We start from the raw sequence: 9132 nt of genomic DNA, 5'->3' as shown, positions 1-9132 counted from the left end.
CCCCCCGGGACCGGCCCACCGGCCTGGTGAAGGAGAAATATGTCCACCGACACCGACACGACGCCTAGTTCGGCGACCAGCTCACCGGAGAGACCCTGGTCCGATCGTCTGTCTTCGATCACACGCCATGATCTGCCTGCCTCGATCGTGGTCTTCCTCGTCGCCTTGCCGTTGTCGCTGGGCATTGCCATTGCCTCCGGCGCTCCCATCGCGGCGGGTCTGATCGCGGCCGCCGTGGGTGGCATCGTCGTGGGTATCCTCGGCGGGTCCCCGTTGCAGGTGAGCGGCCCGGCCGCGGGCCTGACCGTGGTGGTGGCCGAGACCATCAACCAGTTCGGCTGGAAGACAACCTGTTTCATCACGGTCGCGGCGGGCTTGCTGCAGATCCTGTTCGGTTTATCGCGGATCGCGCGTGCCGCGCTGGCGATCGCGCCGGTGGTGGTGCACGCGATGCTGGCCGGTATCGGTGTGACCATCGCGTTGCAGCAGGTGCATGTGCTGCTGGGCGGAACCTCGTTCAGCTCGGCGTTCGAGAACCTCACCGAACTGCCCGGACAGCTGCTGAACCTGCACGGTGACGATTTCGTCATCGGCCTGATCGTGATCGGCATCATCGTCGCGTGGCGGTGGGTGCCGGCGCGGGTGAAGCTGATCCCGGGTCCGCTGGTCGCGGTGCTCGTGGGCACGGTGCTGTCGCTGGTGCTGCCCGGCAATCCCGAGCGCATCAAGATCGACGGCTCGATCTTCGACGCGATCGGCCTGCCCGGTATGCCCAGCGGTGATTGGGCCGGTGTCGCGTTGGCGGTGTTGACGATCGCGTTGATCGCGAGCGTGGAGAGCCTGCTGTCGGCGGTCGCGGTGGACAAGCTGCACACCGGTGCGCGCACCAATTTCGACCGGGAGCTGATGGCCCAGGGCGCGGCGAACGCGACCTCGGGCATGCTCGGCGGCCTGCCGGTCACCGGTGTGATCGTGCGCAGCTCGACCAACGTCGCGGCGGGCGCGAAGTCCAAGGCGTCGGCGTTGCTGCACGGCATCTGGATCCTGGTGTTCTCGATCGCGCTGGTCGGTGTGGTGCAGCAGATCCCGAAGTCGGCGCTGGCCGGGCTGCTCATCGTGGTCGGTGTGCAGCTGGTCAAGCTGGCCCATATCCGCCTGGCCCGCCGCACCGGCGATCTGGCCGTGTACGCCGTCACGATGGCCTGCGTGGTGTTTTTGAACCTGCTCGAAGGCGTGTTGATCGGTCTCGCGCTGGCCTTCGCGCTGCTGCTGTGGCGGGTGGTGCGGGTGTCGGTGCAGGCCGCCCCGGTGGCCGGGACCGAGCGCTGGATCGTCAGCATCGACGGCACCTGCACGTTCCTGGCGCTGCCGAAGCTGACCAAGGAGTTCGCCAAGGTGCCCACCGGCACCGACGTGCTGGTCGAGCTGACCGTCGACTTCCTCGATCACGCCGCCTACGAGGCCATCCACGACTGGGCGCGGCAGCACGAATCCACCGGCGGCAACGTGGAATTCGTCGAGATCGGTACCGCGCGCATGGAACACGCCACGGCCGGGCCGCCCAAGCGCGGCCGCGCCCGCGGCATGCTCGACGAGGTGCTCGGCCCGTGGCGCGAGCGCAGCGAGAACCCGGTCGGCGACGGTGTGGCCGCCTACCACCGCAGCCATGCCCACGTGGTGCGCCCGCACCTCGACGAGCTGCGCGACAAGCAGGACCCGCACTCGCTGTTCCTGACGTGTGCCGATTCGCGGATCGTGCCGAACGTGATCACCAACAGCGGCCCCGGTGACCTGTTCACCGTCCGCAACGTCGGCAACCTGGTCCCCGCCGACGGCTCGGACAGCTCGGCCGAGGCCGCCCTGGCGTTCGCGGTGGACAACCTGAAGGTCCGCAATGTCGTGGTGTGCGGGCACTCGTCGTGCGGCGCCATGAAGGCGCTCCTCGCCGGTACCTCGGCGGGGCCGGGCCTCGACGGCTGGCTGGCCCACGGCCGCCCCAGCCTCGACGCCTACACCGCCGGGCACCCGGTGCGCGCCGCCGCGGCGGCCGCGGGCTACGACGACGCCGCCCAGCTCGCCATGGTCAACGTCGCCGTGCAGCTGGAAACGCTGCAGCGCCACCCGGTGGTCAGCCGCGCCGTCGCCGAACGCGGCCTGACGGTGTCGGGCCTGTTCTTCGACATCGCGACCGCCTGTGTCCTCGAGGTGACCGCCGACGGCATCAGCGAAATCACCGACCAGGTCGTCGCCCCGGCCTCGGTCTGACGCACAGGGACGCGAGTCCGGCTGCCCACCACCCGAACTCGCGCCCGGGCCAGGTTCTCGCCGTCCGCTGAGTGCGCGTCGCGTCGGACGCCTCTCCACCGGCCGCGCGTTGGAGGCAATCGGGCTGCGCGCCGTAATATCACAGTTCGCTGTGACAGATCCCAATAGTTACGCAAGTAATTGGTTCCAGGAATTTAATACATCAGAATGGCGTGCGGCGGTCCGCGTGGTCGTGATCTGATTGGAGTTCCAGGAATAGCCGAGAACGCGAAATTCTCGCATCTCATGGGTGTTCCGCATCGAAAGGGTGAGAAGATGGGATATCCTCTGCATTGGCCATTCGAGGAGATAGCTACCTGTCAAGGGCTGGAGAATGGCTAGCCGCTCTCCACTCCCGAGTTACATTTCCAGCGTGTTCGCGGAGCGTCTCTGGGTTGAATCGCAAGGAGTACGGTGCTGCGATCGATTGGTCTATTCGACTCCGTTGGCAGGTGTCGTAGGTGAGCGTTGACTCCGCGGACGCTACGGCATTGTCCGCTACCGCGGCGCGCCTGCGCATCGCGTTGACCGTCATTTTGCGCCGGGCGCGTAGGGCTCCTGACGCGCGTCAATTGTCCCCGACGCAGTGGGCGGTGCTCGGGCGGCTGCATCGGCGTGGAGCCATGGCCGCCGTCGATCTGGCTCGGCTCGAGATGGTGCGTCCGCAGACGATGCGCAACGTTGTGGACGGGTTACGCGATCAGGGGCTGATCACCGGTGTGCGGGACCCAAGCGACGGACGCCGCGTGAACCTGATGCTCACCGACGAAGGCTTGGCCTGGGTGCGCGGGCAGCGGGAGCCCTTGAATAACGCTCTCGCACTGGCTTTGTCGGAGAGCTTGCCACCCGGCGAACTGCGCAAGATAGACGAAGTGCTGGATTTGCTGGAGCAGATCGCATACGGATGATAAGGCCCCGCGCAGTCGGGGCCCGGCCCGCACGCCTGCCGCGCGGGCCACGATAATGGGCGACCCTGAATGTGGAACGCTCAGCTGATGTCGGTATGTTCGTCGCTGTCGTCGCGGCCGTGTATTCGGATCGGAATTTCCGTGCCGTCGCGGAAGATATCTCCAGTGGGTCGCTGGAATGCAGAAGGCTCCGAGATCCGCTCGATCCGTACCAACAGGGTGCGGTAGCGGCTGCGGCGCAGTCGAATACACGAAGGCGGTCATGGCGAGGGGTGTTCTCGGCCGGTGGCTTCCGGGCGTAGGAGTTCCGGTACAACTCTCACTCTGCGTCGACGCGTTCACGGACCGCCGAGAACACGGTCGCGCAGGCCTCGATGAGGTCGCTCGGTTCTTGCTGCTGCCCGTTCATCAGCCAATCGACGAGCAGGTGGTTGACCCCGCCGGCCAGCACGACTGCCATCGACCGGATGTGTGGCGTTACCGGCCTTCCTCGAGAGGCTGCCCACGTCGCGATGATGATTTCGGTGAAGTCGCCGAATACCGCATGGCGCCGCTGCTCCATCGCCTCGGACACACCGACGACCTCGATCAGATCTACTCTCGCCCGGCGGGGGTCGTCGGTGAGGTATCGGACGAATGCCGCCAAACCCGCCTGCGTCACGGCGTTGAGGTCGGGCAGCGCATCGTGCACCGCCGCCAGGACCGCCGCACGCATCTCCTCGACGACCCCGGCGTACACCGCGGCGAGGCAGTCCTCGCGATCGGCGAAGGACTCGTAGAAGTACCGCTCGGTCAGACCCGCCTCCCGGCAGATCTGCTTGACCGGGGTGCTCGCATACCCAGCCGTGCCGAAAAGCTGCAACGCAGCGGCCAGTATGGCTGCCCGCCGCTGATCGACGCGCTCAGCAGGGGTGAGCCCGGCGTATCTCCGGCCAGTCGACGCCGTGCTGGAATCCCGGTTCATCGGACCTTTCCATCGTCGTTACATCCGTGCGATACTAAGCGACACATTTGACATGATCTCATGTCAAATACCGTGAAAGAATGTCCGACCTGCAATGACAGTACGTACTAGCGGTCCAGTGGTGGTGACCGGCGGCGCCCGTGGCATCGGCCTGAGGCCGCACGGTGCCGGGCGGGTACGTGCCGCTTTCGGCCAACCCGCGAAGCCGAGCCCGGCGCCACGCGGGCCGAGCCGCCCGCAGATCTGTTGGTTCGGACTGGACACCGACCGATGCGTGCGCTCCTGGCCGATCTCGAGCCGCACCACGAAACCAGCAACCCGCCCACCCGACTTCTCGAAAGGCCGCCCATGACCGCACGTGAATCACTCGCCGGACCGCGGCCGACCCCAGAAGGCGGCATGTACTTCATCGGCCCGCGCAGATACCGCCCCGAGGTCGTGCCGCGAAAGATCCTGTGGGAGCAGCGGTATCGCGCCGTCATGGAGGTCCGTGGCGGGCAGACTCCGGACGAGGTCGCCGCCCGGCACGGAGTGACGCGGCAGACGGTGATCAAATGGCTCGGACGGTACAACAGCGACGGTCCGGACGGTTTGCGTGATCAATCCCGGCGACCGCATCGCAGCCCCACCCGGATCGCGTCCGATATCGAAGCCACGATTTGCGAGCTGCGGCGCACCCATCGCCGGTGGAGCGCTCGGCGGATCCGCGAGGAACTCGACCACCGCGGTGTCGTGCCGGTGCCGTCGCAGATCACCGTGCACCGGATCCTGGTCCGCAACGGGCTGATCCGCCACCGTCGGCGCGACCTCGCGAACTCCCTCCGCCGATGAACTCCCCGAACCTGACCGCCGCGCGGGCCGTTCTTCACCACCGGCCGGTAGTGCGCGGCAATAATTCATGCGTGCCGATAGGCACGGGTAACGGTGCGGCGCAGCGTATCTCGCAGCCAAGTCGGCGCATCACCATCACCGGGCTCCGGCTGGGCAGGGCCGCAGCCGACATCATCGCCGAGCCCCGCGCGCAGCCCTTCGGCGACCACGGCGTGCACGTCATCGATCGGAATCCCGAGCCGCGCACACCGCGCCGCGGCATCCTCGAGCCACCTCAGGGTCACCCCGCCGGCGTCCTCGACTGCATCGACCAGGGTGAGCGCGAGGCGGAACCCTGCAGCCATCGCCGAATCGGATGCCGCTGCGGAGTCGCGCGGACTCGACCGGCACAGATCCGGGTCCATGCTCACCTGCACCACCTCCCGCCGCAGCTCCGCCCTCTTGCCACCACGGTAAGCGTTACTGGTCAGTCGCCCATTCCGGGCCAGGGGTTTTGTGCCGTGTCACATCCGACTGTGCAGCCACTTCCACCTGGTCCCAATCACTGTCGAGAATCCTAAACACCTGAACCCCGCATTGTTACGTTAAATCCTCCCGTGGCCGGATGACACGGGCGCTGGAAAGGAGTGCCGACCATGACGGAAACCACTCGCACGGCGGAGCGACCCATGCTGGCATCGGGAAGACCGGTCACCTCGCCACTGAGCGACGTCCGCAGCCTGTCCCGGAAGATGGTGGGGCACTTCGTCGATACCGTCGTGGCATGCCGGACCATGCCCACCGACGCCGTGTCCGGCGACTTCACCTCCGCCACCCGCCTGTGCCTGGAACTGGCGGTCGCAATGTATGAGGGCACCGACGTCCCGGAGAAGATCCGGCGCCTCGAAGACGCCGCCGCCTGCTGGGCACGCGAAGGCATCCCGCTGGGCACCATCCACCGCGCCGTGCACGAAGGATTCCGGCTCGGCACCGACCTCGTCTACGCCCACGCCACCCCCGCCGACCTCGACGGCGTCAAACACACCGCCCGCCGCGTCCTCGACGTACTGGAAACCATCACCGTCGCCATCTCCGACGCCTACGTCAAAGAACAGCGCGCCGCGGTCGCCGAACATCATCACGCCGTCCACACCCTCACCACCGCCCTGCTCTCCGGTCACCCCACCTCCACCATGGCCCGCGAATGCGGCATCGACATCGCCGACTCGTATCACGTTGTGGCCCTATCTATCCCGCCCCACCCCGACGAACGCAACCCCGCACTGGATCGCGACGTCGTCGCCCGCCGCAAACTGCGGCGCGTCCAGACCGCGCTGGCGACCCGCTGCGGGAACGGCGTGCTCTCCTTGCTGAGCGTCGACGGCGGCACCGTCCTCATCCCCGCGACCACGATCGCCGATACCGACCTCGACACCCTCATCGACACCCTCTCGGCCGCCGCACTGATCCCCCTTACCGCGACGGTCGTCCACGCCGACCCCGAACAGGTCCCGAACGCTGCCACCGAAGCCCATCAACTGCTCGACACCGTGCAACACCTCCACGCCCGCCCCGGCCTGCACCGCATGAGCAACCTCGCCGCCGAATACCAGATCACCCGGCCCGGACCCGGCCGCGAAGCCCTCGGTGCCCTGCTCACCCCACTCGACAACCACCCCGAACTAATCCAAACCCTGCGCACCCACCTCGCCAACGACCTCAACCGGCAACGCACCGCCCGCGATCTCCACCTGCACGCCAACACCGTCGACTACCGGCTCAAACGCATCAAACAACTCACCGGCTGCGACCCCACCAACCCCACCGGCCAGTGGTACCTGCAATCCGCACTCGTCGCCCACGCCTACACCAACCCAACCCGCCGCCCCGCCAACACTCCATCTCCAACCCGGCGCACCCAGCAATAACGCCCCGCAGCCAGAATCCACGATGGCCCGACTCCCCGACTGCCACCACGGCGACCAACCCGGCCCCATCGCCCCACCGTGCACGACACCGAAGACAACACGGTCGCAATCCCAACCGCAGCCACTCACAACTGATACGCACCCACGATAACCAGGCGTTTCCCAGTTGCCCATGTTTCGTGTGTCCTGCCGGGGGCACTTACCTGTGACAGCGTTTTCGCAGGTCAACTGGATTTTGTAATCAGTGTGTCCCTTGCGAGGACCACCAACGGGACCGAAATGTGCAGGTCAAATGGTTGCCCCGGTTCGAGCCCTCCAGGAAACACAAAACATGGGCAACTGGACCACAAGCCGCCGGATTCAGGGGCAGCCATCTCTGGAGCGGTCCGCCTGCCACTTCAATAGTGCGGCAAGAGCTTTCGCCTGCGCGGCAGCGATGCGCTCTCCTTCCGCACCACCGACGTAGCGAACCTCGAACGACACCGTCAGCCCATCACATACCGCGTCTACGTCCCGATGGACAGGCATTCCGACCTGACGATCGTCCGATCCGGATGTCGCCTGGTCGCTGCCACCACCCTGGTCGCCCATCGCGACCCGGTTCCCCGGCACGTCCGACTCCGGTATCACCGAATCGACAGCTTCGCCCCTGTTGTACGCAGCCACGCACGACATTCTTGACCACAGCACACTCCAACTAGGGACAGGCACGCGGACGAGTGCCGCTGTGCCCGAGAGTTCACGGCCGCGGTCGAACTCGCTTCACTCGCCGACGCGATATCTCGCCGCCGGCCGTACGGTGATGGGACCCTGGAGGTCGAGCTCCAGCGTGTTTGATCAATTAGGTTGAAAGTGTCGACGGCGCGTGAATACTGGATCTGGCACAATTTTGGTGACTCACCTGGGTGAATCGGTCACTCGCTCAACAGGATTCACTTCCGAAGTAGGTCGGTTTTCGCGCGGCCGCACATTTTGGAGTTTGAGCATCTTGATGCGGTTGACGTGGCCTTCGACTGTTCCGCTGCTCCAGGACATGGTCAGGCCGGCGGTGACCGCGTCCTGGTCCCGGCGCAAGCCGCGCACGAACGAGTGGAGCGCGGGCTGGTCGTCGGCATCGACCGCAGCCATCCACCGTTCGAGATCGCGACCGCGCCGCTGGCCCATGATGTCGGCAAACGCACGGATGTGCCCGGTCAGCGCGGCCAGTTCCGGGCTGACTGCCAGGATCGCGTCGAGGCTCGTCCGGTGCTCGGCAGCGAGGGTGTCGGGGTTGACCATGATCCAGCTGACGACTTTGCGGACGGTCGGTGGCTTGGGGGGTGCGCTCGGGGCGTGTGTGAGGGCGCGGAAGGGCTGCAGGTAGTTGCGCACCAGCTTTTCGCTGCCTTGGTAGCCGCGGGCCTTGATCTCCTCGAACAGCTGAGTCGCGTTGGTGCATCCCTCGTTCCACCGCCGATGCAGCTCGGGCTTGTAGGCCTCGAGAATGCTGACTCGGTATCCGAGGCGATTGTTGACCAGCAGCTCGTCGGCCGACTCGGCGCGGGCAAAGCGGCGTGTGGTGCCGCGGGACAGGCCCAGCTCGCGGCCGATCGCCAGGATGCTCGTGCCCTGGGCCAGCAAGGCATGAACCTCGGTCCAGCGCTGCCGGGTGCGCACTGCGGTGCGGTCCTGCCGTTCGCCGGGCGTGACCGGCCCTGGGAGAGTTTCGGCGGCAACTGCGGCGATGTCAGGCCGGTCCTGCGGTGCGGGGGCGGGGATCGCGGCGGGCAGGCTGGCTCGGTGGCGTGCCACGGTGCGTTCGACCGCCTCGCCGAGGTTGTGCCAGATGTGCCAGCGATCGGCGACCTGCACCACGTTGGGTGCTCCCGCCGCGGCGCCTTCGGCGTAAGCGCCAGCGCGGTCACGACAGACGATCTCCACGCCCGGATGGGCCCGCAACCAGGCCGTCAGAGTGTCGGCGGTCCGGTCGCCGAGGACCTCGACCGGGCGGTGGGTTTGCATGTCGATCAGGATCGTTCCGTAATGGTGCCCGCGGCACAGGGCAAAGTCGTCCACGCCCAATACCCGCGGGATCGGGTGTTGCGGATCGGGCAGCGCCCGGATCGGGCGCAGCAATGTCATCCGGCTCACCGTGGCGGCCAGCTGCCGGGTCAGCCGCGCTCCCGCGCGGCCGCCCCGTGCCAACCGGGCAGCCCACCACGCACGCGGGAGGATGAGT

8 protein-coding genes are annotated in these 9132 nt (G+C 66.8%); 4 read left to right on the top strand and 4 right to left on the bottom strand.

The genetic code is table 11. The annotated features are described in order from the left end of the window. Positions 1-39 precede the first annotated feature (39 nt). Positions 40-2265, top strand: coding sequence for a SulP family inorganic anion transporter (locus tag QH290_RS23160; RefSeq protein WP_280385077.1), 2226 nt, complete (start codon positions 40-42; stop codon positions 2263-2265). A gap of 500 nt (positions 2266-2765) precedes the next feature. Continuing rightward, on the top strand, positions 2766-3212 hold the full coding sequence (locus QH290_RS23155; RefSeq protein ID WP_280385075.1) for a MarR family winged helix-turn-helix transcriptional regulator: 447 nt from the start codon (positions 2766-2768) through the stop codon (positions 3210-3212). Between the two features lie 319 nt (positions 3213-3531). Here the strand turns inward: QH290_RS23155 and QH290_RS23150 are convergent, their stop codons facing one another. Then, complete coding sequence (locus tag QH290_RS23150; RefSeq protein ID WP_280385074.1) at positions 3532-4176, bottom strand: TetR/AcrR family transcriptional regulator; 645 nt, start codon at positions 4174-4176, stop codon at positions 3532-3534. Between the two features lie 348 nt (positions 4177-4524). Between QH290_RS23150 and QH290_RS23145 the strand changes: the two genes are divergently transcribed. Continuing rightward, positions 4525-5007 carry a helix-turn-helix domain-containing protein gene (locus QH290_RS23145; RefSeq protein ID WP_280385073.1) on the top strand — a complete coding sequence of 161 codons (483 nt, stop codon included), beginning with the start codon at positions 4525-4527 and terminating at the stop codon, positions 5005-5007. A 65-nt stretch (positions 5008-5072) separates the two neighbouring features. Here the strand turns inward: QH290_RS23145 and QH290_RS23140 are convergent, their stop codons facing one another. Next, the gene (locus QH290_RS23140) at positions 5073-5351 is read right to left on the bottom strand and encodes a hypothetical protein (protein WP_280385071.1); all 279 of its coding nucleotides are present in this window, start codon (positions 5349-5351) and stop codon (positions 5073-5075) included. A gap of 291 nt (positions 5352-5642) precedes the next feature. Here QH290_RS23140 and QH290_RS23135 point away from each other — a divergent pair, with 291 nt between their 5' ends. Beyond that, on the top strand, positions 5643-6914 hold the full coding sequence (locus QH290_RS23135; protein ID WP_280385069.1) for a PucR family transcriptional regulator: 1272 nt from the start codon (positions 5643-5645) through the stop codon (positions 6912-6914). A 360-nt stretch (positions 6915-7274) separates the two neighbouring features. Here QH290_RS23135 and QH290_RS23130 read toward each other — a convergent pair whose 3' ends face one another. Both QH290_RS23130 and QH290_RS23125 read right to left on the bottom strand, forming a co-directional pair. Beyond that, entirely contained in the window at positions 7275-7580 is a 306-nt protein-coding gene (locus QH290_RS23130) for a hypothetical protein (RefSeq protein WP_280385068.1), read from the bottom strand. Between the two features lie 231 nt (positions 7581-7811). Then, positions 7812-9132, bottom strand: a 1321-nt coding sequence (locus QH290_RS23125; protein WP_280385066.1) for an ISL3 family transposase, incomplete at its 5' end; no start/stop codon positions are given.

The sequence above is a fragment of the Nocardia wallacei genome (genome assembly GCF_029869545.1).
Taxonomy (GTDB): domain Bacteria; phylum Actinomycetota; class Actinomycetes; order Mycobacteriales; family Mycobacteriaceae; genus Nocardia; species Nocardia wallacei_A.
The sequence above is the reverse complement of the archived record's forward strand: the minus strand, read 5'-3'. Positions and strand labels throughout refer to the sequence as shown.